The organism is Bacillus sp. NPDC077411, assembly GCF_044543425.1.
GTDB classification, from domain to species: domain Bacteria; phylum Bacillota; class Bacilli; order Bacillales; family Bacillaceae_G; genus Bacillus_A; species Bacillus_A bruguierae.
The window spans coordinates 38,496-64,490 of the sequence record NZ_JBITWA010000020.1; the positions used below are offsets into that span (position 1 = coordinate 38,496).

Consider the following 25,995-nt stretch of genomic DNA (forward strand, 5'->3'; position numbering starts at 1 on the left):
TTTAGATTGGTTTGGTAAATTTTTTTATATGAATCACTTTTTTAATAGAAAATACACATAGTAAAAACGAATCTAACTTATTTCGTTTTTATTACATCGAAAACTATTGGAGATTTCTTCCATACCCTGAAAACAGCTAAGTATTATTTACACTTAAGAACAACACATTATCGCCTTATTAAAGGCATCTTCAGGGATATACACTTTATTTTCTTTAATTTTATATGGAATATGATTTTTTTCAAGAGTACCTGTATTAACAGAATCTACAGTGTCACCCCATCGTACATATTTACCACTGTAGCCTTTTGGGTAAAAAAACACTACTAAAAGAACAGAAAAACATAAAAATAAAAATGCGATTCGTTTCTTTCCCAAAATTTTCACCTCTCCATTCATAATATAGCTATATAGAATTCATAAGTATGCTAAATATAAGTAGTCTGTACACCCATGCCCATCAACTTAAGCATCCTCTCTACTTCGTCATAAAGTTTTAATGTTTAAAAATAAAATAAAAAAGCCTTGCCACTCAAATTTTTTAAAGTTAATGATATAGGCCTAATCTATAAAATATAAACTACTATTTATGAACCGTCACAATTACTCCGTCCATATTGTTCCCTGAAATTTCATAATGCTGATTTACCGGGACATTAATGGTCGTATTTTTTGAAACTTTATAATAAGAAACCTTATACTTTTCCCCCCCAACATTAGTTGAAATCTCCTTTTTTTCCTTCAAGAAATCTAAGTATTCTTCTAAAGTAAATTTCTTTTTTTGCATGATTGCACTATGAGGCCAACCGACGTAACGTATATGCCATGGCTCATATTGAATTCCTGTAATATTACTTTTATTTTTCGGATAGCGTAAAACAAAACCGTATTTCCATACATTGTCTTCAATCCATTTTCCTTCAGGGGCTTTCTCCATTTTCATTTGAGTAGACCCTACATCAAGTGATAGCCCTAAATTATGTTCACTATATCCTGCTGGTAATGCATAATCAGAACCCATTTTTTCATATAGATTCCTTTGTTCTTTAAAATCTCGATAACCGCTACTGATCAAAAAATAATGAACCCCTTCTTTTTCTGCAGCATCTACAATCTTCAAAAAATTTCTCAAAATATCCTTTGATAAACGAAGATTTCTATCATGCACTACATATCCTCTTACTAATTCCGTATTTTGAAATACATTTATAATATCAGACCTTATGCTATCTTTCTGAACAGGATAATCTTTATTGACTAATAATAAATCACCCTTATAAATTTGTTCTTTTGTAATCTCTTTCTTTTCAGTATTTGTAGAGTTTACCTCATCACCTTTTTCTGCGATTTTAACATCTACTCCATTTTGAAATAATGGTGCAATATAAATACCGACACATACTGTGCACAATATAAAAAGAGAAATAAATACCCACTTTTTCATTCCTAGTTCCTCCTTGACCTAACTTACGTATAGGATAGAAAAAACTATTTAAATAAATAGTGGGGTAAACTTTAAATTTTTATTAAATTATTAAATGAGATTCCACGTCATCGTCTTTCGGTAACCTCACTTCAAATATTGTTCTTATTACATTACTTTCTGCAGAAATCGTCCCATTATGCTGTTCCACAATGTTTTTCGCAATAAATAACCCAAGGCCCGTACTATCCTGCTGTTGAGTTCTTGCTTTGTCTCCTGTATAAAACATATCAAAAAGATACGGTAAATCTTCCTTTGGAATGCTATCTCCATAATTAATAATTTGTACAACAACTTTTCCATTATCAATATACCCGTTGATATCAACAAATTGTCCATCATATCCGTAGCGAATTGCATTCGTTAAAAGATTTTCAAATACTCTTGCTAATAATTTTCCATCTCCATTAATAGTTAAGTGAGGATTCACATTCATTCTGGCTACTAAGTCTTGTTTCTCTAATAACGGATATAATTCTTCATCTAACTGTATAAGTAATTCACTTATATCAATTGGTCTCTTTTCCAGCTTCAGCATGCCATAGTTCATTCTTGTTATTTCAAATAATTCATCAATCAAGTTCTCAAGTCGTTGAGATTTCGTAAAAGCAATAGTAGAAAAATGTTTAATTTGTTCCCTCGTCAAATTCTCGTCTTTAAGAATTAAATCTAAATAACCCAAAACAGATGTTAATGGTGTTCTTAAATCGTGAGCCAGATTGACAACTAACTGATCTTTACTGCTTTCTGCAAAATCTCCTCTTGCTACCGCTTCTTTTAACTTTTCACTTGCTAGGTTAATTTCGTGTGCGATATCCCCAAACTCGTCATTCGATGAAATAAGAACTCGGTTTGTAAAATCACCGTTAGCAAGATGATGAATCCCATTAGAGATTTCATGAAAATACTTCAAATATGGTCTGGTAAGAAAAAAGAAAAACAAAATAGATAAAGGAATAAATATAATTAAAAAGAAATTAATGTCTCCAATTTCTCTTATCGTTGAACGGAATTGAGCTAAAGAATCCTCATAACGAACCACTTTTTTATAGTAGAGTTGTAGCCCTTTGTAGATCATATACGTTATGCTACCAGCTAGTATCATACTTAACGCAAATAGTGCGATCATTTTTGAACGAAAGCTTCTTATCATTTTAGTCATTGAAAGTATAACCTACCCCCCAAACCGTTTTTATCAATTTATTCTTTCTTTTATCTTCTCCAAGTTTTTTCCTTAAGGTACGTATATGTACCATTACTGTGTTTCTACCTTCGTAATAATCTTCTGCCCATACTTGTTGAAAGATATTTTCCACACTGTATACTTTCTTCGGATGACTTGCTAATAAATATAAAATATCAAATTCCTTTGGAGTTAATTCAATTGGTTCTTCATATACACTAACTGTCCGTTGTTCAGGATAAATGACTACTCCACCAATTTCTAAAACTGATTTATTGTCCTCTGCTTTCGGTTGATTTAACATTAAAAATCGGCGTAATTGCGCATTTACACGGGCAACTAATTCAATCGGAGTGAAAGGTTTCGTCATATAATCATCTGCACCTATTACAAGTCCTGTCACCTTATCAAAATCAGATGTTTTTGCACTTAAAAAAATGATGGGCATATGATATTGTGCACGAATTTGACGCGTTACTTCATAACCGTCCATTTTAGGCATCATAATATCTAAAATCACCAAATCAATTGGTTGAGAGTGAATAACACGAATAGCTTCTTTTCCATCAGCTACTTTAATAACATGGTAGCCTTCTTTTTCTAAATGTATCGCAATTAAATTAGCAACTTCTATCTCATCGTCAGCTATTAAAATTGAAATTCGATTCATTTTACTCCACCCCTATATCATTTCGTTTCTATTCTATTGGCGCTCTAAAAAATTTGCTCATTATATATTTTCATACACCCGACTTTATACTAGTCCACTCTGCTTTTACAATAGGGAGATACAGTCGAGATACGTGTAAAACTAGATCATAGTACTAGGGAATCTGACCTCCAGTTTAGTGATCTCATCATAAATGCCCTTCAGCTTAAGATATTTTAATACCCAAAAGTACTTAAAAACCTTTATTTTTTCTAAACAAGCTAGATTAGAAAGGATGGCGCTTTTTGTCTGTCTGTTTCTATATCTGACGAGATTTTGCTAGAAATATTAGTTTTGTGCAACGAACCAATAAGTATCAAGCAAAAGATTTAGTCGCTTTATGTGTATGAATGAACCAATTTGTTTTGAATATAGACGGGAAATGGCTGTCGGCAAGCATTTGATAGTTAAGTAAGCAACATGCACGATTCTGGAACAACACATTTAAGGGATTAAAAACAACTTACGGATCCTTATTCTACAGAAAATAAAAATAAATCCATAAAAAAAGTCTAATCAAAATAGATTCGTTACTTTTTAAATGAACATTTAGTTTTATAAAAAAGTTTAATCAAAACACATTTAGAATTCTTTATCTGATGAAAATGTAATTCAATATATTATTGATGATAGTGAGATTAAGAATGAGGACATTAATTTTGAAGATAGAAAGATTGATGAAGAAAGACCAACAAATGAATTATTATTAACTCTAAAAGCGATCCCTAAGATTGATTATAGTCAATTTAAAACTAAAGAACTCGAACGATTATTTGCTCTCTTACAACTTGTTCAAAGCAATAACAAACAAATAACAAAAATTGAAATACTTGATAGCAAAGATAAGTCGCATGGATTGCATTAAAAAAATATACAGCAAATCACATCGAAAGACCAATCGTTATCTGTAATGAAAAATGTCTCAGAAGAGTACTGGGCATATTTAATTCGTACACAAATCCATGACAAAAATACAGTCAGTTAAAATCGCGCAGAATAAATTCTTCCAATTTTTCGCTCTTAAATAATACATCATGTACTCCCATAACTTTTCCTCCTATAGAAGGTATATATTTTATTTCCCTTATTATAATATAGTGAAATAAAAGGTACATTCCGCTTAATCATTTTTTTATATTTATGAACAAAAAAGATAGACGAAGTAGAAGATTCTACTACTCTATCTTTTTTTGTATTATGAATTATTTAGCCTTAAATTCAATGAATTGAGTTTCATTTATTTTTCTATCATTCAATTTCTAAATCCACAATTAAATATGCAAAAATTACAACAAAATAAATACTTACTCCAGGAGCTGTTAATACATGACCTGCTATAAACGCAATACCTAAACTTAATGCTAGCGAGGTTGCTAATAATCCGTATTTTACTGTAAATACCTCTCTAAACCTAGTTATTAGCACGAAAAGAATTTTTATACCAAAGTATAAAAATAGAATTAAAAGTAGAGCAAAACCGATAATTCCAAATGCATAGAACCAATCATCGAAATCTCTTTCAATTAGCTTCGGACCCGGATTATCTTTGAAATTCCCAGAGTATCCCATACCTAATAACTTTTGAGACGTCGGTGCTTCTGTATAATAGTCTTTATATATTTTCTCAAACACCTCACGTCCACTGAAAATAAGCGATTGTGTTTCCTCTTTCTTCTTTACTTCCTTTTCCTCTTGTGTAACAGGAGGTTTCTGATGTTGTTTACCTTCTTTCTTTTCCTCTGCCTCTTTCATCTCTTGTTTATTCTCAAGAAATTGGAAATGAAACCCTATATTTTTGAGGAATGGAGAAAACGGTGTATACGCTAATATTCCAGCAAAAACAACAGTTGCAATGATACCGTTCAGTAAATATGGTTTCTTTTTTCTATCTTTACGCTGTAAAAATGCTTGAACATAACACATAAACACAGCAACAATCATTGTACCAACAATGGCCCCAAATCCCACCTTTGTACCAATAGCAAATAATGAGAAAATCATTAACAGAGAAGGAATCCAAAAATAACTCTTTGCTATACTTGTTGTTTTTTCAATTGAATATAGAAAAACAATTGGGCATATCACTGCTAAAATGGAACCTAATTCATTCCCTGCATAGAACCAACCGCGTGAACCGATTTTTATAGACGTGTAACTATTATAATCCGTTCCTGTCGCAATCGAAATAACCATGATGGCATTTATAATTAATGTTGAATATACGATATAATTACGCATTTTCGAATACGTATTTACTTTATTTTTTAATGATTTAAACACAAAAATATAACAAGTAAGCATAATGAGCGGGTATAAAGATTTTGCTATAAATTTAATTTCTTCCCCCAATATGATAGGGCTTTTGACAAATTTATTATTTACAAAACCTGCCGCACAAACAATCCCAACTACTATTAAGTATATGATATATTTACGATTCTCTTTTTCTCTTGCTTGAAGCAAAATATAGATTCCACCAAGAGCCATTACAAATAAACGCGTAATAACTCCAATTGTTGTATCAATTTTTAAAACCATAATACAGAATGATGTGAGTAAATCTAAAATCGGTTGTAACATAATGAAAATCAATAAAAAATTTTCAAATTTATTACTTAAACTATTATTCTCTAACATCCCAACCCCCCATAATTATCATATCTCACTTTATACAACTTACAATAAACCTTTCACTCGTCTCAAATACTCATTATAAGTAAACATTAAGTAACTCCAAAATATACAATAACAGTTGATTTTGGAGTTATTTTTTGTTTGCTTCACTTTTTTTCGGTACTCTGCAACTAGATGGTAAATTCATTGACTCGGGCGCAACAACCATATACTACCATTATTTATACTATTTTTCCAATTTCATTTGTATTTAACATAAGTACCAGAAAAAAGAGCCTAATCAAAGGCTCTTATATATATATTTCATTCAAATACCATAACCCAATATCTTTCTCCCGTTTCTCCTTCTTCAACAACTTTCTTCCAACCTTTATTTTCATAGAATTTCATTGCTTTTTCATTTTTAGATACGCACTTCAATCTTAACGGTTTATTCATTTTTTCTATGGAGGCATGAATCAACGCTCCACCAACACCCTTACCGAAAAAATTAGGATGAACAAATAAATTATGTATAAAGTTTTCTGGCAAATATAAAGAAGCAAATCCAAGAATACGATTATTCTCTTCTGCTAAAATAATAAATTCTCCTACAGTATCCTTATCAAAATCTTCTAGAGTCATTTCCTCTATATCCGCCCAATGGAAACTTTTACGACGTGATTCTAAATATATCAGCCTTAAAGCAGGGTAATCTAAATTATTTGCTACTCTAATATTCAAATTTCCACTCTCACTTTCTTTTACATAATGAATTCAATTTTTAATTTTATTCAGTTCTTTTAAAACAAAATTTTCTCGATGTATCCACCAATTACGTTCACATTGATTAATGATTTTTTCATTTTGATTAATCGCATCATTAAGCCTCACCCATTGTGGTGTAAATTCTTGTTCAAGCTCATAGCCTTCTAATTTTTGAGTGGTTTTCTCACCATCCACTTCACAAAAATAATAATGTGATGTCATTTGAAATATAGCATTTTCATCATATTCATCTATATATCTTTCAACGACCACACCCATTTTATTTCTAATTGCACAGTTAAGATAGCCTGTCTCTTCAGCTACCTCTCTCATTAATCCTTCTGCATGTCTTTCATTCTTTTCAATTCCACCTCCAGGAAATATATAATCCCCCAAGTTAGAATGAACGAGAAGAATCTTATTGTCTTGAATAATAATAGCTCTAACAGCTTCTCTGTAGTTGATCTTAACTTTGTTTTCATCAATAATTTCTGAAATTCCTAATAATGCATTCAAAATCTAAATACCTCCATCCGTTAACAATTGCCAAACATTTTTATAAAGTAACTTCAAACCCGTCCACATACACCGCACTTCCCGAAATCTCAACTTCTAAAATACCATTCCATTCTTTTCTCACCATTACTCTCACTCGTCCATCTTTCCCCATTTCGTGCCCTTGCTCTATTAAGAACTCTTTTTCCTCTTTACATTCCTTATCGATAAACGTAACGTAATATGCCCCCATAACTCCAGACGCTGTTCCAGTCACTGGGTCTTCTATTGTACCAGCATATGCTGATGAAAAATGACGTGCATGCATGTGAGCATTTGAGTCGTATGTTTCGAAACAGAAAGGGTGAATGGAAGCCCGGGGCATTTCTTTTAAGATAGATGGGAATAACTTGTTGTTAGGTTTCATCTCTTTAAACGACGCAAGCTTTTTCACTGGAACTAATAGAGTCCAATTCCCTGTACTTCCATATACAATTGGTAGATTTTCTTCTAAATCATTCCCATGTAGACCTATGGAAGCAGCTAACTCTTCTCTTAAACCATCAAACTTTTGAAACTGTGGATTTGCTTGCTTCATCATTATGTATGGTCTTCTATCAGAATCTAGCTCCACTTGTATTGGTAAAATTCCTGCTTTCGTTTCAATTGTAAAGTTTCCTGTCTCTTTTATTAAACCTCTAGTTTGCAATGCGTAAATAGCAGCTACAGTTCCGTGACCGCAAAGATCCATTTCATACCCTGGCGTAAAATAACGGATTCTCCAATCTGCTACGCCTGATTGCATTAAAAAGGCAGTCTCGTTAAATCCTACTTTATAAGCTATATTTTGCATCTCATCATCTGTTAATTTGTCAGTATGTAAAACAACTCCTGCTGGATTTCCCTTATTTGGTTTATTGCTAAATGCATCATAATGATAAACTTTTACTGTATGCAATGGATTCATCTCTTCGTCACATAAGATTCAAAAAATTTATTACTTCAAACTTCCCATATATACTAATCCATTAGAGCGGTTGCCATTCATCGTCACATATTCTACTTTTTCATATTCTAACTGTTGAAAATTGCTTGTCCATTCTTTTACTCGTTCCTCATGATGATGACGTAAAACTGCACCATCAGCTAACTCAAATACACCGTACAAATTCATGAATTGATTTTGTTTCAGCTCAAGTAACGTTCTTCCATATCCACATCCATAATCTAATATAGCGGCTTCTTTGTTCACATATTTTGAAAACCAATCAAATTGAAAAGGTGTAATAAATTGTTTTTCATTCGCTACTTCATTCCAGTATTCTTTTTGGTGATTCATCTCTTGCATCCCCTTCATTATTATGTAATATAGACGCTTCTATTTTTTCATATTGTTCAGAACGTTTAATTATTTCATAATTATCATTAAATATTTTATCTAATAATTTCAATATGAATGATTTTCGTAATATTGACAGTATCAATCATTTGTAATTCCCATATAAATAATTGAAATACACTACGCATAGGGGTGAGATTATGAATGCTTCTTCATTTTACTCTATTGTGATCATAATTGCTGCGTTGGTCTTATGGCGGAGAACTAGAGCAATGTATCGTCCAATTAAAGGAAATGGAATCCGTCTTCTTTTACCCATATTATTTCTACTATTACCTAGTCTTTTCACAATTCTGAATCCAAATGCACATGCCGCTTCCTGGGAATGGATTTGTGCAGCTATCTTTGGGTTCCTTTTGTCCATTCCACTTATTTGGACCACTAACTATGAACTCCGATCAGATCAGCATATTTATGCTGTAAGAAACAAGAGCTTTATCATTACCTTTCTTATCGTATTTATTGTCCGATTTTTACTTCGTGATTATTTAACATGGCTAGGTCCAGAAACAGAAGTAGCACTATTTATGACTGTAGCGCTGGGATATATCTTACCTTGGGGGATTATCTCTTTCATCAAATTTCGTCAACTATACAAAAATCGAATCCGAACTAACGACAACATTGACTTCCGATAACACTGATTTTGGGAATGAAAAGTCCCAGAATCAGTGTTATCGCTTGGCTTGTTAGGAAGAAATATCACTTATAAAAAATTATTTACACTTTCTATGTTAATTGAATGTTGTATTTATCTAATAAATCTTTGAAAGCGGGTCTTTCATTTCCACTTCGTCCAATAACATGTGTGGCAGTCACTAATGAGTTCAAAACTGCCTCTTCAGTAGCCTCACCAATAGCTCGAAATGCTAAATCTATATCTTCTTCATGAATCATTGGAACCGAAATGCAATGTGCAGTTTTTTCATGGGATATTTTTGTAGCTGTTGAAAAACCAATTACCACCTCACCACTTCCAGTTGTAATGATAGAACCAGTACGTGATAAGCCTGTTATAGTTCTTTTTATAATCCGGTTTAGCTGTCTTTCTGATACGGGAAGATCTGTTCCAACAATTATAATAATTGACCCCTTATCTTGTTCCTCACGCGACTGAAGGATAGCATCTCTCAATTCTTCTCCAACAGCTTTTCCATTCACTTTTAAATCACTCAAGATTCCAAAGTTAGACAACACTAAAACACCCATCGTATAAGTTCCATGTTCCATTCTCATTCGTCTGGAGGCAGTACCAATACCACCTTTTAATGAATAACACAGCATTCCAGTACCTGCTCCAACAGTGCCTTCTTGAACTTCGGATGAGGCATTGTTTAATGCTTGAATAACATGTTCTTTAGTTATAAATCTAGCTCGAACATCGTTTAATAGCATGTCGTTGCATTCACATACGATTGGATTAACAGTTCCAGTCGTTCGTCCTATTTCTGGATTATGTTCTAGCATATATTCAATTAATGCATCTGCAGCTGTTCCGATACTTAATGTATTCGTTAAAATTATGGGAGATTCTAATGTACCTAGCTCATTGATTTGTATGGTCCCCATAGTCTTGCCAAACCCATTAATTACATGGCTTGAAGCAATTAGTTTTTCCTTAAATATATTGCCTTGATGAGGAAGAATAGCTGTGACACCCGTTTGTATATCCTTATCACTAAGAGTTACATGCCCAACAGTAACTCCTTCAACATCTGTAATAGAGTTATAGTAGCCTGTTTCTAAGCGTCCTATTTTCACACCATAATCTCTTATTCTTTTTTGACTAAACATAAATAAGCCTCCATTTTTCCAAACAAATGTGTTCAAATCAGATTATAGTTGGTTCTATTTTTATGAAAAATATTCTTTAGGACAGACTCTAAAGAAACTTGTTGCTAATTCTTTCAATAAAGAAGGTATGTCCAAACCACAAAAAAAATAACGAAGCAACTCTTTTTATACGTTCCACACCGCTGATCCACTATATAGAAACAACGATTGAACATTTCCTTTTATTGTTATTCATCTTATAATATATAAAAATCCTCTCATTCCAGGAATGATATAAACTACAAGTGAATAGCTACACTGTATTCATAAAAAGAACATATTTGCAACACGTGACACTATTTTAATGTATAAGTAAAAAATATAATTCATTCATCTATTCATTTTTGAAAAAATACTTTGAGGAGAAAATTTCGTATGACATTTAAACGCAATCGATTACTGTACGCAATGATGACCATCATTGTAATTGTATTAGGACTATGCTCAAGAAAAATTGCTCATGTGTTACCACATATTTTGAATACATACTTAGGAGATGCACTGTGGGCATTAATGATTTTTATTGGTTTTGGATTTATTTTCAAAAGCGTTCAAACAAAAGTTATTGCGTTACTTGCCATATCGTTTTGTTATATCATTGAGTTCAGCCAATTGTATCATGCTAGTTGGATTGATCATATTCGCGAAACAACTTTAGGTGGATTAATATTAGGTTATGGCTTTTTATGGAGTGACTTATTGGCTTATGCGATAGGCATTGTAATAGGTGTGATAAGCGAAATGTTATTTGTATGGATTCGAAAACCTAGCAATCTCAATTAAACTAGCTTCTAGAATCGAATTCTTACACATAGCCAATACATAAGAACTTAGAGTTTCTATGTATTGGCCCATATTTCTTGAAAACCTCCATTACTTGTCTATCGCTCATTAATCTCGTTTTTTGTTCTGTTTTTGTACCAAAACTCCTTTTTCGATAGATAAAAAGTCAAATTCGGCTACAAAACCTTTTCCTTGTGGACTACAAGCATATACTCCGCATTGAAATACTTGTCCCTCAGTATCCTCCATTAATCTCGCAATACGTAGTTGAGTCCACTCTCGTTCCATCAGTTCACTTATTGAAAATGTTTTATCTTCTTCAACTTCCAAAAATTCGACGATATAATCTCCAGATTCCCTACGAATACGAAAATATAAATCTAATGACCCCTGAGTATAATTTTGAGTAGACCAATCTGAGTATCCGTTATTTGTAACAACTGCTCCAAGTTTACATGAACCATTTGGTTCGTATTCAATAGATGTTTTGATCCAACAATCCTTAGAAAAGCGAACCATTAGTCCCGCTTGATCATATTGATGTACAGGATATGATCGTACTCTAGTCGTAATAATGACATCCTCATTCATCTCTGTATAAAGAAAATGTCCATTGTCAACAGCAAAACCATAGTGAGTTTTTTGCCAATAATCAGTCATCTCATTAGGTTCAATAATAAGTCCAGTATTTTCCTTTTTTATGTTCCAATTCTCTGGTTGACAATACCACTTTAAATCCGAATGAATTGTATCACTTCGAAACGATTCATATAATGCTAATGAACTCATTTAATATATCCCCCTAAACTCTTCTCAATTATTACCATAATAATTTTATCAAATATTCCAATAAACATAAAATGTCTCATAATTTCTATCTTGTTCTTCTACTCATGCCCATCAACTTAAGGATGGAAATAAACTGAACTTTCGTGTAGCTGAGTTCAAACGTTCTTAAAAATGAAATGAACTACGCTTCTTCTTCACGATATTTCTTCCTTTTTTCTCTCCAAGTGATATATACAATACATGAAACGGCTACAATGATTGGAATCGCGATAAAAGAACCGATGAAAGGATAAGCCGCAAGACAAAGTATACAAGCTATCGCAGCTAACACCTTACCCAAGACATTTGTAATCAGCTTAACTCCAGCTGCTGTGCCAACAACATAAGTGGCGATTGCTAATGAGTTAGGAATAAATACTAATTGTTCTAATCCAATGTCAAAAATAAAACTTAACAATAAACCCATTGCTGCAATCGATCCTACTAATAAAACCGCACGACTAGGGGTTGAATATTTTTTATTAATGTGATCCAACCATGAGGGGGCTAGATGTTCATGAGATAAGGAATAACCTAACCGACTCATACTCGCAACAAATGCGTTGTTTGTTCCTAAACATATAATAAAAGCGAGAATTGCCGTTACCCAGGCACCATTTACCCCTGCAACTTTTTCCACAACTTGGGCTAGTGCTGCATTATTCATAGCCTGATTAACAGTTTGTTCTCCTGTTGAATAGGATTCCGTACCAATCACAGCCAAAATAATACCAAAGTACAAAACACCGATTATAACAATAGCTCCCCATGTAGATCGCATGATGTTTTGTTTTCTTGGGTTTTTAAATTCTGGTGCTAAACTGGAGATAGCTTCCCATCCAAAAAATGACCAAAAAATAAGCATTACAGATTGACCGATTGGAATGAGGCTGTTCTTTGTAATATGGAGTGTTATACTCTCAAGGTTAATAACTGGAAAAGCTAACACTGATGTACTCAATAAAATTAAAAATGTAAGCCCGGCCAAACCTAATTGAACTTTCCCACTTGTTTTTAATCCCACATAGTTTCCGATAACCGCAATGATGAGCAATACACTTGCAATGACATAGGCAGCAAAATGTGGAAAATTAAATGCAAAAGCTATGTAAGTCCCACCCGTCAATGAGACAATAATTTGACCTACACTTCCTGCAATGAAAAAAAACCAGCCAGTGAGGGCACCTGCATAATGCCCAAAAGCTTTATTTGCAAAAGTCAATATTCCTCCTGAACTAGGGAAATCAATTGAAAGAAAGGCAAATGTACAGGCTAATGGAATGCTAAGAAGTATCATTATTATCCATGAAACTAATGCATTTGAACCCGCAATACCCGCTGTCATACCGGGCAATATCAAAATTCCTGATCCTAAAACAGCTCCGACATATAAGGCGATGCCTTGTGGAACTGAAATGGTTCGCTTCAATAATTGTGACAAAATCATCCTCTCCTTACTATTTATGTATAATTTAATTATAGAAGGTTATTTACTTATTTTATATAAACTATTGAATATTTCAGACTGTTGAAACTTTATGTTTTGAATAAATAACAATATAATTATTTACAATTAGGAAAAGGAGAGGATAACTTTGGACAACATTGACCGAAAAATATTAGAACTCCTTCAGGAGGATGGCCGAATAACAATTATTCAGTTATCGAAAAAATTGAATCTTAGTCGCCCTAGTGTAAATGAGCGATTACGGCGATTGCAAGAAAATGGGGTCATTCAAGGTTTTACAGCACGTATTTCTCATGAGGAAATTGGAAAAAGTACACTTGTAATCATTCAAATAGGCAACTTAAAAATAGAGTGTCACCGATTTGAGGAGATAATTAAAAAGGAAATGGATATTCTAGAGTGTCATAGGGTGACAGGAACAAATAGTTATTTTATGAAGGTAGTAGTCGCTTCAATGAAAGATGTAACAGCCCTCGTAGATCGACTTATTCCTTTCGGACAATTAAACACATCTGTAGTACTTTCATCACCTATTATGTATCGCCCTTTGCTCCCTGTTAATGATTACTAAGTTTCACTTAAATTGAAAGTCACCACTCTATAGATTCAGTTTTTTATTATTGAACGAACGATTAACAAGTTAAGAAATGTATTTCTCCTCAAAACGAAAAAACTGTTAATACTTTTTAACCGATATTCTACAACTATCCTGCTCCATTAGTTCAATAAAAAGGATGAAATGAAATCCCTTCGCCACTTAAATAAGTTATTTCAGTTCATCTTTTTTATAAACAGTACGACTTTCTTACAAACCGTTCATCTTTGTTTCAAACCGACAATGTAAGCATTTAAGTATTCAAAATGATCCCCATAATGAATAAACCATGCCACCAACAAAAAATGCTAAACCTAAAGCAAAAACAATCAAAGCGAGTATTCCATTTTTATTATTTTCCATAAAATTGTCTCCTTGTAATTTTATATTTGTTTCATTTTTTATACTAAAAAAACCTTTAGTCGTAATTATGGCTAAAGGTTATTATCATCATACTTCTCAGTTTATAAAAGTTTATATTCTCCATTTTAAAATTTAGAAGCATATAGTCCTAACGAATGTTTCTAATTCTAATTAATATTGATAAATTGCTTAGTGTATATTTTCGTTAAAATGTAGGTGGGACCACATCCAATATTTACTGTTGTGTAGCAACATTTGAGCTCATCCATACACATAAAGCGACTAAATCTTTTGCTTGGTACTTACTAGTTCGCTGCACAAAACCAACATCTCTAGCAAGATCTCGTAAGATATTTTGGGATAAGAAGCTTTGAATTTCTTGAGCAAATAGTTGTAATTCATCAGATACAGAAATAGACATACAAAAACGCCATCCTTCCCTATGATTCTACAGAAAGAATAGCGTATTTTTTCATTTTGAGAGCTTTATAAAATTCTTAAGTTGATGGATGTGTGTCCCCCCTTCCAAGGTATCATTTTCCTCATAAAAGTGTATATTTGCAACCTATTAACATTTGAGAATCGAGTGTAACTAATCGCTTATCAACAACCTTTTCAGAGAAAGTAAAATGCCCCTTTTCTATCAGTTAAAAAATATTCATTTGTAATCAGCCCTTTAAAAATGATAGCAGTGCTTCATTAAATTCTTTGGCATGTGTTGCATTGAACCCATGTGGACCACCCTTTATTAAAGCTACCTTAGAATTAGGAATTGCTTCATGCGTTAGCTTTCCACTATATTCAAATGGAACAGTTGCATCTGAATCACCATGAATAACAAGGGTAGGTATATTAAACTTGGCTAAATCTTCTCTGAAGTCCGTTTTGCTGAAAGCAGCGATACAATCTAGTGTTCCTTTAGGCGATGCACCCGCTGCAATATCCCTATTGTAAAGTCGAAATGGTTCACTGACTAAGTCAGTTCGATCTCCAGCAGTAAAAAATCCTTTCGTAAACTCATCAAGAAATGCTAGGCGATCATTTTTTACTCCATTTTCAAACTCTTGAATTGCTGCATCATCTAATACTCCCTCAGGATGATCTGCTGACTTGTAAAGAAATGGTGGTACAGCTCCTGCAAATACAGCCTTCTCTACTCTATTTGTTCCATAGTTTCCGATATAGCGAGCTACTTCTCCACCACCCATTGAAAATCCGACCAGTGTGACATCTTGGAGATCCATATGCTCTAGTAACAGATGTAAATCAGTAGCAAACGTATCATAGTCATAACCGTTCCATGGCTGAGAAGATTTCCCGAACCCTCGACGGTCATAAGTTATGACTCTGTATCCAGCCTCAACGAGAGCAAGAACTTGGTATTCCCAAGATCGACCACTTAATGGCCAACCGTGAATGAATACTACTGGCTTCCCTGTGCCATGATCCTCATAATATAGCTCAATGGGTGCTTGATTTTCGGTTCCTACAGTAATTTTTGCCATTCTTCTACCTCCAAAAAATATTCTAATATATATCCTTTTCTTCAATAATCCGGATGAATCTCGTAACCTATTTATGCACGTCTATGTTGTGGACTCTAAGCATGAAACTCTATTGTTCCGCTGAATTCATTTTCTGTTTTTGTAACAATTCCCCATCTAATACCTTTTTCATCATGAAATAATTGCTGAACATTCCTCATATTCAATTCTAATAACAAAAATAGGTGACTATCAATATTGTTCTATCTATAGAATGTATAGGTAAAACCAATCAATTTTATGGTAAAAATAACTATAGTTACCATCTATGAAAATTATAGATAATTTAGAATTGATTAATGAATTGGTTTTCAAATACTATAAATTTGTATAGCGCTTCATGTTCTGTGAATGCTGCTATAACTAATATAACGAAACTAGGAATTTATGATAATGTTCCACTGTTTAAACTTTCTTCGATTACTTAATTTTTAGGAGGAATACATAATGTCTGATCTCTATTCTCGTATTAACAAAGATGATGCTGTCGTTCTTTTAGTGGACCATCAAACTGGCCTTATGTCCGGACTAGTACGTGACTATGGTGTTGATGAATTCAAGAACAATGTTTTAGCTCTTGCTCACACTACTAAGTTTTTTGATTTACCAGTTATTTTAACAACAAGCTTTGAACACGGACCTAACGGACCTTTAATGCAAGAATTGGTTGATCTATTTCCTCACGCACCAAAAATAGCTCGACCTGGACAAATTAACGCATGGGATAATGATGATTTTGTAAAAGCAATCGAAGAAACTGGAAAAAAACAACTTATCATCGCGGGCGTAGTTACGGATGTTTGCGTTGCTTTCCCGGCACTTTCCGCTATAAAAGCTGGGTATGAAGTATTTGCTGTTACTGATGCTTCAGGAACTTTCAGTAAACAAGTTGCAGATGCTGCCAATACGCGTATGGCACATAGTGGCGTGCAACTTATGAACTGGTTTAGCGTAGCGTGCGAATTACAGCGCGATTGGCGCAACGATGTCGAAGGTTTTGGCAATTTGCTTGCTAGTAATCTTCCAGGTTATCAAAATATAATTGGAAGCTATATGGGAGCTCAGCGAGATCTTAGTAAACAAAATGCATAAATTTAGCGCTGGCTAAATCAGCGCTCCTTTTTAAATTAAGAAGTATAGCAAAGCTTTTATTTTTACGATTACAGCTAAAACTAATAGAAAATATAATTGTTTCAAAAAACTTTATTTGAAACAATTTTAAAAAAGGAGAGTTTTATTATGAGTAATTTAGAATTGTTAACTCCGGAGAACAGTGCATTAATTTTGATCGATTTTCAGCCTCAAATGACTTTTGGAGTTGCAAGCATTGACAGACAAACATTGATTAATAACGTTATGCTGCTGGCTAAATCAGCAAAAACTTTTAACGTACCTACTATTCTTACTACAGTTGAAACACGCAGCTTTTCTGGTTATTTTTGGCCACAAATTCTTGATATATTCCCAAACCATGAAATTATAGAACGTAGTTCGATGAACTCTTGGGAAGATTCAAAATTTGTTGAGGCAGTTAAGGCAACAGGTAGAAAGAAATTGATATTTGCAGCACTTTGGACTGAAGTTTGCCTTGCATTCCCTGTGCTTGAAGCAATTAAAGCTGGCTATGAAGTTTATGCAGTTGATGATGCTTCAGGTGGTACTAGTTTGACAGCACATAACGCTGCTATGCGTCGTGTAGAACAAGCTGGAGCAATTCCAGTGACAGCAATTCAAGTTTTACTTGAATACCAACGTGACTGGGCACGCAAAGACACTTATGATGCTGTTATGGAAATTGTAAAAGAACACACTGGCGCTTATGGTCAAGGCGTGGAATACGCATATACTATGGTACATGGCGCGCTTCCAAGCAGGAAAATATGAAACAAGAAAGAGTAACTGCCGGAGAAACTCATACAAGGAACACGATGAATGCTGGCGGTCCAGTAACAACGATTGTTACATGGGAAATTCAAGAAGGTAGAGAAAAACAGTTTGAAACATGGAGACATGAAATCGAAGCTGCCGCTACTAAATTCCCAGGGCATTTAGGCGTAAATCTAATAGTCCCCAATAACGGATCCAGAGAGTATACTGTTATTTTTCGCTTTGATACGTATGAGAATCTACGTGCTTGGCAAGAATCAGATATTCGTCGAGATTTGTTAAAAAAGGCAGAACAATTTCAAGCTACTAATCCAACTTACAAAACTGAAAGCAGTTTGGCTTATTGGTTTGTTACTCCGAAAACGCCAGTTCCACCGCCAAAATGGAAAATGTCTATTGTTACCGTTCTTGGTGTATGGCCTCTTAGCATGTTGGTTCCTAAAGTGATAGGACCTATTATAAAAAATATGAATCCTATTATATCAGCTTTTTTTGTTTCTGTATGCATAGTGTCCTTGCTATCATGGGTAGTCATGCCGATTCTCGGTAAAATATTTCATCCATGGTTACAGAATAATAGGAAGTAGATGAGGTGTGAACATGAATTTACCGGATATGATCTTATATAACGGAAAAATCACTACCCTTGACCCATCTCAACCTGAGGTATCGGCTATCGCCATAACTGATGGTTTAGTCACTGCAGTAGGTGGAGATGAGCTTCTTGATAGTGCCACAGAAAAAACCAAAAAAATAGACCTTAAAAGAAAGAGAGCTATTCCGGGCTTGAATGACTCTCATATACACGTTATTCGTGGCGGTCTTCATTATAATATGGAATTGCGCTGGGAAGGTGTGCCATCACTTGCTATTGCTCTGGAAATGCTTAGAGAGCAGGCAAGACGTACACCTGCTCCTCAGTGGGTAAGAGTAGTTGGAGGTTGGTCTGAATTTCAATTTAAAGAGAGACGGATGCCAACTTTGGAAGAGATTAATGCTGTTTCTGAAGACACGCCTGTCTTTGTACTACATCTTTACGATAGAGCACTTGTAAATCGTGCAGGGCTGCGTGCACTGGGATACACAAAAGATACCCCAGACCCTCCGGGCTGTTTAATTGAGCGGGATAAACGAGGTAATCCAACGGGTCTTTTAATTGCCAATCCTAACGCTTCTATTCTTTATTCAAGTTTGGGTAGAGCTCCAGTACTTAATTTTGACGACCAGATTAACTCAACTCGCCATTTTATGCGCGAATTAAATAGATTGGGTATCACAAGTGCCATTGACGCAGGTGGTGGATTCCAAAATTATCCTGATGATTACAAAGTTGTTGAACATTTAGCCGAGAAAGAACAGTTAACTTTGCGTATTGCGTATAATCTATTTACGCAAAATCCAAATCATGAATATGAAGACTTTGCTTCATGGGCAAAAATTGTTTCTCCGGGTCAAGGAAATGATAAGTATAAAATGAATGGTGCCGGAGAAATGTTAGTATTCTCGGCAGCCGATTTTGAAAAATTTCAAATGCCGCGGCCCGAACTAGCTACGGTGATGGAAGCTGACTTAAAGAAAGTAATTTCTCTATTGGTGGAAAACCGTTGGCCATTCCGTTTACATGCAACTTATGACGAGTCAATAACACGTTTCTTAAATGTTTTTGAGGAAGTCAACAGAGAAATTCCTTTTAATGGTCTACGCTGGTGGTTTGACCATGCAGAAACAATCTCAGATCGTAGTATGGAACGTGTTAAGGCTTTAAATGGCGGTATTGCCATCCAAGACCGCATGGCTTTCCAAGGTGAATACTTTGTTGATTTATACGGAAAAGAAGCTGCAAAGCGTACTCCCCCGATTTATCGTATGTTAGACCTGGGTATACCTGTTGGCGCCGGTAGTGATGCAACCAGGGTTTCCAGCTATAACCCTTGGGTTGCTCTTTACTGGATGGTTGCTGGAAAAACCATTGGTGGTCTTTCGATATACGATGAAAAGAATAAACTTGACAGAAAAGTAGCCCTGGAACTATATTCCAAAGGAAGTGCGTGGTTCTCTGGTGATGAAGGTAAAAAGGGAACCCTTGCAATAGGTCAGTTTGCTGATATTGCTGTATTGTCTGCTGACTACTTTACTGTGCCAGAAGAAGAAATCAAAGACCTTGAATCATTACTCACTATTATGGGTGGGCAGGTTGTTTATGGGAATGATGAATTTAAAAATTTATCACCTGAATTGCCGCCAGCATCACCTGATTGGGCACCGACGGGAGTTTATGGTTATGGTGGTGCTAACCTAGCCCACAATATACTTTCTCACGATGCCCATGATCACAAGTTACATAGTTGCAGTAACCCTCTCCATCAACACACTCATACCGTAATAGGAAAAGATGGAACTAAATGGGGTATTGGTTGTACTTGCTTTGCTTTCTAAGTCAGAACCACTGGTCTAATGCCGGTGGTTTTCTTTCTACAATAAGGGTTTGGGGCCGAGGACGGACCCAAATAGTAATGGTATTAAGATCATAATGGTAATATGGGTTCTGGTGCAAATAATATGTAGATCCGAAATAGCAGTGTATCCCTAACGGAATCTATTACTATGCGGTAAGACCGAAGATTTGATTGATTAACTTGATTTCGATGTGGTGGCAATATTTCGATAACATGGAGAAGAAACTCGACAAGTCTAGACAAACTTCCGGTCAAATTATTTTTTACGGTCATCTGTTTATTTTAATGTCTTTGAGTATGGTTGCAGCATCCATTAGACTATTATTTTTACATGAGGTCTATTATTCTTTTATCCTATATTTTGTTTTTGGTTCTGTATTGCTCTATTTCCTGTCAACTACAATTGTTTTTCATCAATACAGGTTTGAACAACACCATTTGAAAATTTATCATTTATGCTTGTTTTTAGGGATTTTAGCAGTCTTTTTTGTTATTAATTTGATTGTAGTAGTACCAAATATTGTGATAATAGGACAATTAACCCCTATTTTTTATCATCTATGCTAAATTAACAACTACATAAATGGTTCTGGTGCAAAGATAAAATAAAAGAGAATATAGCTTATATATTTCTAGCTGAATTCTATTTTATGCTGTAAGCCCAAACAATCGATGGATGAATTTTTTCTAGTTTCGAACAGACTGATGCCGTAAATCAATCTGTTCTTTTTTGATCATATGCATGACTGCTAATCTCAAAATAATAGATGTAGCCGTGTCAAAAGACTTGAACCTTAACATTGGAAGGGCTCAGCTCTTAATAGAATGAGGAACAGGTGCATATGAAAAGATACTTGGCTGATTTGATTTTTCCATTTTTCCTTAAATAAAAAGTCAATGGTATTCCCTTTTGAATCGACTACACCACACATATAAATCCACTGTCCTTTGACTTTAATATAGGCCTCATCCCAAGACTTATAGATTATTTTCAATTTTCCTGAAATTTTTACACTAGAATCATTATTGTTTCTATTATACTGATACTTTTTCAGGATCATTTAACTTCTGCATAAAGATACGTGCTGCAAAACTTAAAAATTTATCATCAAAGTGAATAAGATTAATATCTTGACTTGGTGTTGGATCAACAATACGAACTATGCTCAAGGAATCATTATTAACAAAATCAACCAGTGAGAGTGGTATTATGGCAACCCCATGTCCATTGCATACAAGACTCAATAGAGAAATAGAAGATTTTGTTTCTATATTTGCTACAGATAAAGATAACCCTAAATTTTCACAATATATCTTAATTGATTCACGACAACTGCTTGAAGTCATTATTCTACTCAGCCCTACTAATTCTCGAAAAGAAACAAATGATTTTTTATTCAAAGGATGATTTTTTGGAATCACAAGGACGAGCTCTTCGCTATACAAAAAAGTGCTTGTTAATGTGTCTGGAGTTTGAAAACTACGTGTGATCCCTATATCAATATTATTTTCAACGATTTGATTTACAGTAACTTCTGATTCTATGATTTTTACTAAGATGTTGGGATAATGTTGTTGAAATTGCATAATATAAGGTGTTAAATAGGTGAGGTCCTCTAATAACCCTCCTATAGTAATCACGCCTCTTTTCACACCCTTTAATTCAAAGATCTCATTATGAACCTCATCAAATAGCTGCATGATAAATTTACCTTTATCCAATAGTAACTTACCTGCTTCTGTAATTTTGATACCCCTTCCAACTCGATGAAATAAAGGTGTATCAATTTCACCTTCTAACACACGTATTTGTTGACTTAAAGTCGGCTGTGAAATACCTAGAACTTCCGCAGCTTTAGTAAAACTACCATTATTACAAACTTGAATAAAATACTCTAAATGACGTAGTTCCATTCTTAATACCCACCTTCCGCTTTATGAAAGATTCACACTTAAAAGAACACTATGTATGCGTTGGCATAACAACTATCTTTCTTATACTAATTGTAATCCCATGATTTCTTCATTTTGGAAACCAATAAATGTACTACATTTATTGGTTTCCCCCCTCCTGTTTATTTACTTTTCTTTAATTTATATTTAAGTAGGATATTACTAATTCGAGATATATGTTCAAAAATTTATAGTTCTTGCGCATAATAGCCTAATTTTTTCAACTGTTCGATCATCACTTTTTTCTCACCAGAGTCCAAACCACCAAATATTTGTCGAATCGCCTGTTTATGCTTAGGGAAAATAGTATCCATCAATTCAATACCTTCTGGAGTAATTGACGCATACGTGACACGGCGGTCTTTAGGACATGGTTTTCGTATTAATAACCTCTTCTTTTCCAACTTATCAACTACATACGTGATACTGCTACTTGCAAGTAATATTTTGTCTCCAATTTTTTGTATAGGCTGATCGCCTTTATTGTATAGTAACTCAAGAACTGCAAATTCAGTTGGATTAAGTCCATAACTTTTTATATCTTCTTCAATACGCTTTGTGATTGACTGTGCTGCTCGTGATAATATAACAAATAACTTTAAAGATAAATTCTCATCATTAATCAAACTCACAATTACCAATCCTTTACAAAATATCTCGAATTCAAGACTTATTATATGATTATCAAAATATTATGTCAATAATTCAGTTTAGTTCTATCAAACCACTTATAATTTATTTCTCAACATGAGACGTACGGAGGCGTAATAAAGTGAAACTTTAATCAGTGGGGGTTTTCTTCATTCCCCACTAATTATTAGTTGAACCAATCCGGCTTTTACGGGCAGTTTATCTCCCACCTAACTTCTTTGCTTTCGCCGAATTTTGAGGTGGGAGTATTACTGCCCGTTAATGCGGGATAAATCAATTGGTAATATATAGACATCTCAATTGCGTTATTTCTTTTAAAGAGAGCTTGTTTTCTGACACAAGCTCTTTTTTTATCATATCCTACATAGAATTCAGAAACATTTTACCTGGTGAGTTTTGTACCCTTACAGCGATAGAGACCAAAAATCTGGTTCTGGTGCAAAACCTCAAAACAATTGCAATTAATCTCTAAAGTTTGATTAAAGAACTATTTTTCTGTAGCAAAATAAAGCAGTGCTATGACCGGAAAAGCGATTCCCATCCATAATGCTGCACTCCATCCACCTGAGGCGTATGCCCATCCTCCGATAGAGGATCCAATAGCACCACCCAAAAAGAAAATAGCCATGAATAACCCGTTTAATCGACTACGAATTTCTGGCTTCAAAGAAAAAATCAAACGTTGACTAAGCACAAGGTTTGCGGACACTCCCATGTCCAATAGAATAGCTGCAACTACTAGAACAGCTATTCCGACGGGCGAATTACTCCGAATCATGAGTGGTAGTAATAAAGAAGCGATGACAACAGCGAGAGCTATCCCAGTGGCAATTCGAGTCCATCCACGATCAGCTAGACGTCCTCCTACTGGCGCAGCTATCGCACCCGCAATCCCGACAAGTGCATATAGTGCTATAGCTTTCTGAGAAAAATGAAAAGTAGGGCTAGACAATAATAACGGAACAGTAGTCCAGAATAAGCTGAAAGTCCCGAATACACACGCATGATAAATCGCGCGACGGCGTAAGATCGGGGTAGTTCGCAGTAATTGCCACATTGAACCGAGTAAAGCGGTATAATTTGTGTTTGCCATTGGCCTCCTAGTAGGAAGTACTTTTAATAATATGATCGCTAAGAGAACAATTACTGCCGCAGACAAGGCAAATATTGCATTCCATCCCCAGATGTCAGCTACTAGGCTTGATATCGGACGAGAAAGCATGATACCAAGTAACAGACCACTCATGACATTACCAACAACGCGGCCACGTGTAGATTCTGACGCAAGGTATGATGCAAAAGGTACGAGCACTTGTGCTGCGACCGATCCCAACCCGATGAAGAATGAAGCCACTAAGAACAGTATTCCGTGTTTCACAAATACTATGGCAGTCAGGGCGACTGCACTTAGAAGTAACGATATAACTACCAGCTTTCGGTTTTCAACAATATCTCCTAAAGGTACAAGAAATAGTAAACCGACAACATATCCAATCTGTGTTAGCGTTACAATCAACCCAGCACTACTAGTAGAAAGCCCAATTGCAGAGCTAATTAACCCAACCAAGGGCTGTGCATAGTAAAGATTAGCTACAATGATACCACATGCAGTTGCGAGAAGTATGGTTAACCCTGCTGAAATATCTTTATCAATTGTTTGATTTTTTAAATTAGACATAGTTAACTCCTCCTATACCATTATCCCGAAGTTCTTGAATTATCTTGACAAATGCTGCAGCGGCATCAGTGGCCATTGTACTAAATTGAGTCTGAACTGCATCCCACTCTTCTTTCAAGACTTTCAATTGTGCCATCTCTTTCTTCTCCTTTTCCATGTATTTTTAGTAATAAGTTCTTGTGGAGTCTTAGGCTTAGTTGCATCAGTTAACATTGCAAGATTTCTTAACAATTAAATACTAAACGTTTAGTTTATTAATTAAAACAAATAATATACTAAACGTTCAGTTTTGTAAATGGGTTATTTTATTTTTTATTCAAATTAAGTATACTAAACGTATAGTTTATATTTTTGGAAGGAATGATTAATGTGCAAAGTAAAAGAGGTCGGCCGCGTAATGTCGAAACGCATAAGTCTATCCTTTCCGCATCCTATGAGTTATTGCTGGAAAAGGGCTTTAAAGCGGTCACGGTCGATAAAATTGCAGATCGTGCTAAAGTTAGCAAGGCCACGATTTATAAATGGTGGCCTAACAAGGCAGCCGTGGTAATGGATGGTTTTCTTTCTGTTGCCGCTGCCAAATTACCTGTGCCTGATACGGGCTCAGCATTGAATGATATTCTAATTCACGCCACGAGTTTAGCCAGATTTTTGACAAGTCGGGAAGGGACCATTATTACAGAGTTAATAGGCGAAGGGCAGTTTGATTCAAAATTGGCGAAGGAATATCGTACCCGATATTTTCAGCCCCGTCGACTCCAAGCTAAGCATCTTCTGGAGAAGGGAATTCAGAGAGGAGAATTGAAAGAAACTCTCGATATTGAATTAAGCATCGATCTCATTTACGGGCCGATTTTCTATCGTTTGCTCGTAACTGGCGAAAAGTTGGATGATTCCTATGTGCATCATTTAGTGATGAGCGCATTTGAAGGAATCCGATTGACCTGAATAACATTCGAACAAAAATTTATTTACCACGAAATTGCCGATTCTCCACTCTCCTGATATAATGCGTCATGACCTTTCATCGCTTTAATATCGCTGGGCGATATCGACCACCGGAGAATCGAAGAGCACTTTTTGAATCTATACCTGACTGATAAACTGGGTTTCCAACCATATTAATGGATTGGATGGTGTGTGAATTTAGAGAGTATTGAAGAGCATTATACGGATACAAATTTATCTTAAGTTGATGGGCATGGGACGGTACCCCATCGCTATCAAGCTAAGGTTAGGAACGGTCAGTTTCAGAAGAACTTTTTTTCTTTTTCTAAAAATCAGTGTAGATCATTGGAAATTTTGC

The 25,995-nt window shown here is 34.7% G+C and carries 25 protein-coding genes and 4 pseudogenes; 9 read left to right on the forward strand and 20 right to left on the reverse strand.

Annotation, left to right across the window (positions count from 1 at the left end; all coding sequences use genetic code 11):
• Positions 1-153 precede the first annotated feature (153 nt).
• From ACIGHG_RS20525 to ACIGHG_RS20565, 9 genes are all read right to left on the reverse strand, one after another.
• Positions 154-399, reverse strand: coding sequence for a hypothetical protein (locus ACIGHG_RS20525; protein WP_396550282.1), 246 nt, complete (start codon positions 397-399; stop codon positions 154-156).
• Positions 400-583: 184 nt separating this feature from the next.
• Entirely contained in the window at positions 584-1,444 is an 861-nt protein-coding gene (locus tag ACIGHG_RS20530) for a M15 family metallopeptidase (protein ID WP_336473153.1), read from the reverse strand.
• Positions 1,445-1,526: 82 nt separating this feature from the next.
• On the reverse strand, positions 1,527-2,645 hold the full coding sequence (locus tag ACIGHG_RS20535; RefSeq protein ID WP_396550284.1) for a HAMP domain-containing sensor histidine kinase: 1,119 nt from the start codon (positions 2,643-2,645) through the stop codon (positions 1,527-1,529).
• Entirely contained in the window at positions 2,638-3,336 is a 699-nt protein-coding gene (locus tag ACIGHG_RS20540; protein WP_336473155.1) for a response regulator transcription factor, read from the reverse strand. Before ACIGHG_RS20540 ends, ACIGHG_RS20535 begins: the two co-directional genes overlap by 8 nt.
• A 1,287-nt stretch (positions 3,337-4,623) precedes the next feature.
• On the reverse strand, positions 4,624-6,012 hold the full coding sequence (locus tag ACIGHG_RS20545) for an O-antigen ligase family protein (protein WP_396550286.1): 1,389 nt from the start codon (positions 6,010-6,012) through the stop codon (positions 4,624-4,626).
• A 300-nt stretch (positions 6,013-6,312) separates the two neighbouring features.
• On the reverse strand, positions 6,313-6,732 hold the full coding sequence (locus ACIGHG_RS20550; protein ID WP_090917369.1) for a GNAT family N-acetyltransferase: 420 nt from the start codon (positions 6,730-6,732) through the stop codon (positions 6,313-6,315).
• A 33-nt stretch (positions 6,733-6,765) separates the two neighbouring features.
• Positions 6,766-7,272: an NUDIX hydrolase gene (locus ACIGHG_RS20555; protein WP_336473157.1), complete on the reverse strand. Its 507-nt coding sequence runs from the start codon at positions 7,270-7,272 to the stop codon at positions 6,766-6,768.
• A gap of 40 nt (positions 7,273-7,312) precedes the next feature.
• Positions 7,313-8,209: a PhzF family phenazine biosynthesis protein gene (locus tag ACIGHG_RS20560; protein WP_396550308.1), complete on the reverse strand. Its 897-nt coding sequence runs from the start codon at positions 8,207-8,209 to the stop codon at positions 7,313-7,315.
• A 39-nt stretch (positions 8,210-8,248) separates the two neighbouring features.
• Positions 8,249-8,590, reverse strand: coding sequence for a class I SAM-dependent methyltransferase (locus tag ACIGHG_RS20565; RefSeq protein WP_396550289.1), 342 nt, complete (start codon positions 8,588-8,590; stop codon positions 8,249-8,251).
• A 200-nt stretch (positions 8,591-8,790) separates the two neighbouring features.
• Here ACIGHG_RS20565 and ACIGHG_RS20570 point away from each other — a divergent pair, with 200 nt between their 5' ends.
• The gene (locus ACIGHG_RS20570; protein ID WP_396550291.1) at positions 8,791-9,288 is read left to right on the forward strand and encodes a CcdC protein domain-containing protein; all 498 of its coding nucleotides are present in this window, start codon (positions 8,791-8,793) and stop codon (positions 9,286-9,288) included.
• Between the two features lie 91 nt (positions 9,289-9,379).
• On the opposite strand, the gene ACIGHG_RS20575 is transcribed toward ACIGHG_RS20570, so the two are convergent.
• Positions 9,380-10,444, reverse strand: coding sequence for a DmpA family aminopeptidase (locus tag ACIGHG_RS20575; protein ID WP_396550293.1), 1,065 nt, complete (start codon positions 10,442-10,444; stop codon positions 9,380-9,382).
• Positions 10,445-10,858: 414 nt separating this feature from the next.
• On the opposite strand from ACIGHG_RS20575, the gene ACIGHG_RS20580 reads away from it, so the two are divergent.
• Positions 10,859-11,266, forward strand: coding sequence for a ribosomal maturation YjgA family protein (locus ACIGHG_RS20580; protein ID WP_336473162.1), 408 nt, complete (start codon positions 10,859-10,861; stop codon positions 11,264-11,266).
• Between the two features lie 108 nt (positions 11,267-11,374).
• On the opposite strand, the gene ACIGHG_RS20585 is transcribed toward ACIGHG_RS20580, so the two are convergent.
• Positions 11,375-12,055: a DUF1349 domain-containing protein gene (locus tag ACIGHG_RS20585; RefSeq protein WP_336473163.1), complete on the reverse strand. Its 681-nt coding sequence runs from the start codon at positions 12,053-12,055 to the stop codon at positions 11,375-11,377.
• 181 nt (positions 12,056-12,236) lie between these two features.
• Positions 12,237-13,535, reverse strand: coding sequence for an APC family permease (locus ACIGHG_RS20590; RefSeq protein WP_336473164.1), 1,299 nt, complete (start codon positions 13,533-13,535; stop codon positions 12,237-12,239).
• Between the two features lie 154 nt (positions 13,536-13,689).
• Here ACIGHG_RS20590 and ACIGHG_RS20595 point away from each other — a divergent pair, with 154 nt between their 5' ends.
• Positions 13,690-14,133: an Lrp/AsnC family transcriptional regulator gene (locus ACIGHG_RS20595; protein ID WP_396550296.1), complete on the forward strand. Its 444-nt coding sequence runs from the start codon at positions 13,690-13,692 to the stop codon at positions 14,131-14,133.
• A gap of 631 nt (positions 14,134-14,764) precedes the next feature.
• Here the strand turns inward: ACIGHG_RS20595 and ACIGHG_RS20600 are convergent.
• Together ACIGHG_RS20600 and ACIGHG_RS20605 are read right to left on the reverse strand one after the other, a co-directional pair.
• Positions 14,765-14,941: pseudogene (locus ACIGHG_RS20600) on the reverse strand (IS4 family transposase); the annotation flags it as partial.
• A 247-nt stretch (positions 14,942-15,188) separates the two neighbouring features.
• Positions 15,189-16,025, reverse strand: a complete 837-nt coding sequence (locus ACIGHG_RS20605; RefSeq protein ID WP_090917390.1) for an alpha/beta fold hydrolase — start codon at positions 16,023-16,025, stop codon at positions 15,189-15,191.
• Positions 16,026-16,511: 486 nt separating this feature from the next.
• Here ACIGHG_RS20605 and ycaC point away from each other — a divergent pair, with 486 nt between their 5' ends.
• The 5 genes and pseudogenes from ycaC to ACIGHG_RS20630 form a co-directional block, all read left to right on the forward strand.
• Complete coding sequence (gene ycaC / locus ACIGHG_RS20610) at positions 16,512-17,156, forward strand: isochorismate family cysteine hydrolase YcaC (protein WP_336473166.1); 645 nt, start codon at positions 16,512-16,514, stop codon at positions 17,154-17,156.
• A 147-nt stretch (positions 17,157-17,303) separates the two neighbouring features.
• Positions 17,304-17,948, forward strand: a complete 645-nt coding sequence (locus ACIGHG_RS20615; RefSeq protein WP_396550298.1) for a hydrolase — start codon at positions 17,304-17,306, stop codon at positions 17,946-17,948.
• Positions 17,945-18,538 (forward strand): antibiotic biosynthesis monooxygenase, encoded by a 594-nt coding sequence (locus ACIGHG_RS20620; protein WP_336474708.1) that lies wholly within the window; start codon positions 17,945-17,947, stop codon positions 18,536-18,538. Before ACIGHG_RS20615 ends, ACIGHG_RS20620 begins: the two co-directional genes overlap by 4 nt.
• A 13-nt stretch (positions 18,539-18,551) precedes the next feature.
• Positions 18,552-20,387 (forward strand): amidohydrolase, encoded by a 1,836-nt coding sequence (locus tag ACIGHG_RS20625; RefSeq protein ID WP_336474709.1) that lies wholly within the window; start codon positions 18,552-18,554, stop codon positions 20,385-20,387.
• Positions 20,388-20,581: 194 nt separating this feature from the next.
• A pseudogene (locus ACIGHG_RS20630) lies at positions 20,582-20,990 on the forward strand (low temperature requirement protein A); the annotation flags it as partial.
• A 104-nt stretch (positions 20,991-21,094) separates the two neighbouring features.
• Here the strand turns inward: ACIGHG_RS20630 and ACIGHG_RS20635 are convergent.
• The 6 genes and pseudogenes from ACIGHG_RS20635 to ACIGHG_RS20660 form a co-directional block, all read right to left on the reverse strand.
• Positions 21,095-21,208: pseudogene (locus ACIGHG_RS20635) on the reverse strand (IS6 family transposase); the annotation flags it as partial.
• 92 nt (positions 21,209-21,300) lie between these two features.
• A pseudogene (locus ACIGHG_RS20640) lies at positions 21,301-21,384 on the reverse strand (DDE-type integrase/transposase/recombinase); the annotation flags it as partial.
• Positions 21,385-21,442: 58 nt separating this feature from the next.
• A complete protein-coding gene (locus ACIGHG_RS20645; protein ID WP_336474596.1) occupies positions 21,443-22,321 on the reverse strand; it encodes a LysR family transcriptional regulator in 879 nt (292 codons plus the stop codon).
• Between the two features lie 227 nt (positions 22,322-22,548).
• Positions 22,549-22,992 carry a MarR family winged helix-turn-helix transcriptional regulator gene (locus tag ACIGHG_RS20650; protein WP_336474597.1) on the reverse strand — a complete coding sequence of 148 codons (444 nt, stop codon included), beginning with the start codon at positions 22,990-22,992 and terminating at the stop codon, positions 22,549-22,551.
• A gap of 506 nt (positions 22,993-23,498) precedes the next feature.
• Positions 23,499-24,689, reverse strand: a complete 1,191-nt coding sequence (locus ACIGHG_RS20655) for an MFS transporter (RefSeq protein ID WP_396550301.1) — start codon at positions 24,687-24,689, stop codon at positions 23,499-23,501.
• The gene (locus ACIGHG_RS20660; RefSeq protein WP_336474599.1) at positions 24,682-24,825 is read right to left on the reverse strand and encodes a hypothetical protein; all 144 of its coding nucleotides are present in this window, start codon (positions 24,823-24,825) and stop codon (positions 24,682-24,684) included. The genes ACIGHG_RS20655 and ACIGHG_RS20660 overlap by 8 nt, the downstream gene beginning before the upstream one ends.
• Before the next feature lie 233 nt (positions 24,826-25,058).
• Between ACIGHG_RS20660 and ACIGHG_RS20665 the strand changes: the two genes are divergently transcribed.
• The gene (locus ACIGHG_RS20665; protein ID WP_336474623.1) at positions 25,059-25,637 is read left to right on the forward strand and encodes a TetR/AcrR family transcriptional regulator; all 579 of its coding nucleotides are present in this window, start codon (positions 25,059-25,061) and stop codon (positions 25,635-25,637) included.
• Positions 25,638-25,995: the final 358 nt, after the last annotated feature.

Bases quoted from the DNA above. Each gene is read 5' to 3' on its own strand.
- ACIGHG_RS20525 (WP_396550282.1), bottom strand. From the start codon at position 399: ATGAATGGAGAGGTGAAAATTTTGGGAAAGAAACGAATCGCATTTTTA.
- ACIGHG_RS20530 (WP_336473153.1), bottom strand. From the start codon at position 1,444: ATGAAAAAGTGGGTATTTATTTCTCTTTTTATATTGTGCACAGTATGT.
- ACIGHG_RS20535 (WP_396550284.1), bottom strand. From the start codon at position 2,645: ATGACTAAAATGATAAGAAGCTTTCGTTCAAAAATGATCGCACTATTT.
- ACIGHG_RS20540 (WP_336473155.1), bottom strand. From the start codon at position 3,336: ATGAATCGAATTTCAATTTTAATAGCTGACGATGAGATAGAAGTTGCT.
- ACIGHG_RS20545 (WP_396550286.1), bottom strand. From the start codon at position 6,012: ATGTTAGAGAATAATAGTTTAAGTAATAAATTTGAAAATTTTTTATTG.
- ACIGHG_RS20565 (WP_396550289.1), bottom strand. From the start codon at position 8,590: ATGAATCACCAAAAAGAATACTGGAATGAAGTAGCGAATGAAAAACAA.
- ACIGHG_RS20570 (WP_396550291.1), top strand. From the start codon at position 8,791: ATGAATGCTTCTTCATTTTACTCTATTGTGATCATAATTGCTGCGTTG.
- ACIGHG_RS20575 (WP_396550293.1), bottom strand. From the start codon at position 10,444: ATGTTTAGTCAAAAAAGAATAAGAGATTATGGTGTGAAAATAGGACGC.
- ACIGHG_RS20580 (WP_336473162.1), top strand. From the start codon at position 10,859: ATGACATTTAAACGCAATCGATTACTGTACGCAATGATGACCATCATT.
- ACIGHG_RS20585 (WP_336473163.1), bottom strand. From the start codon at position 12,055: ATGAGTTCATTAGCATTATATGAATCGTTTCGAAGTGATACAATTCAT.
- ACIGHG_RS20605 (WP_090917390.1), bottom strand. From the start codon at position 16,025: ATGGCAAAAATTACTGTAGGAACCGAAAATCAAGCACCCATTGAGCTA.
- ycaC (WP_336473166.1), top strand. From the start codon at position 16,512: ATGTCTGATCTCTATTCTCGTATTAACAAAGATGATGCTGTCGTTCTT.
- ACIGHG_RS20615 (WP_396550298.1), top strand. From the start codon at position 17,304: ATGAGTAATTTAGAATTGTTAACTCCGGAGAACAGTGCATTAATTTTG.
- ACIGHG_RS20620 (WP_336474708.1), top strand. From the start codon at position 17,945: ATGAAACAAGAAAGAGTAACTGCCGGAGAAACTCATACAAGGAACACG.
- ACIGHG_RS20625 (WP_336474709.1), top strand. From the start codon at position 18,552: ATGAATTTACCGGATATGATCTTATATAACGGAAAAATCACTACCCTT.
- ACIGHG_RS20645 (WP_336474596.1), bottom strand. From the start codon at position 22,321: ATGGAACTACGTCATTTAGAGTATTTTATTCAAGTTTGTAATAATGGT.
- ACIGHG_RS20655 (WP_396550301.1), bottom strand. From the start codon at position 24,689: ATGTCTAATTTAAAAAATCAAACAATTGATAAAGATATTTCAGCAGGG.
- ACIGHG_RS20660 (WP_336474599.1), bottom strand. From the start codon at position 24,825: ATGGCACAATTGAAAGTCTTGAAAGAAGAGTGGGATGCAGTTCAGACT.